1 protein-coding gene is annotated in these 679 nt (G+C 62.0%); it reads right to left on the bottom strand.

Annotated features, from left to right (window positions below):
• Positions 1 to 540, bottom strand: a 540-nt coding sequence (locus GO606_RS00675; RefSeq protein WP_246979244.1) for an IS110 family RNA-guided transposase, incomplete at its 3' end; no start/stop codon positions are given.
• Between the last annotated feature and the right edge of the window lie 139 nt (positions 541 to 679).

Below are 679 nucleotides of genomic sequence, written 5' to 3'. Positions count from 1 at the left end.
TTTGACCATGGCACGTGCAGACTGGCCATGCAGATCGCTGACCACCACGCCGAGGCGAATTCCGCCGTCGGTCAGGACCTTGTGCAACCGGTTCTTCTCGGACGCCAATTGCCCGACCAGCTTTTGTCGTTGCCGCGAGATCAGGCGCAACTCACGCAGCTTCGCCGGTGGCACGAACGAACCGCGCAGCAGCCCGGCACGCGAGAGCGTCGCCAACCATTGCGCATCGCCGACATCGGTCTTGCGGCCCGGGACATTCTTGACATGACGAGCATTGACGACCTGCCCGCGAATCCCCACCGCTTCCAGGGCGGCGTACGGACTCTTCCAGTAAATGCCCGTGCTCTCCATCACCACTTCGTCCGGCGAGAGGGCCGCCGCCCAGTCGGCCAACGCCCGCCGATCCCGCTTGAACGCACCGAATTGCCGCTGCTCAATACGCGTTGTGCCGTCAGCGTCTTCGATGATCGCGCAGGCCGTGATCTGCGCCTGATGCACGTCGAGTCCGATGACGCGTTTGTGAAGCGCTATCAGTTCCATACTCCCTCCCGTCGAATTACACTCAACAATGGAAGGTGGCGGGTGCCAGAACTGAAGGTGCCTGAAGGCGACAAGTCGCCAACGGCCTGTTTAACGTGCGCTCTCTATGGAAGCAATCCGGGGTGCGAGTCAGTTCGGC

Origin of the sequence: Aromatoleum anaerobium (assembly GCF_012910705.2) — a bacterium.
In the GTDB taxonomy this organism is placed as follows: Bacteria; Pseudomonadota; Gammaproteobacteria; order Burkholderiales; family Rhodocyclaceae; genus Aromatoleum; species Aromatoleum anaerobium.
This window is presented reverse-complemented; position numbering and strand designations above follow the sequence as displayed.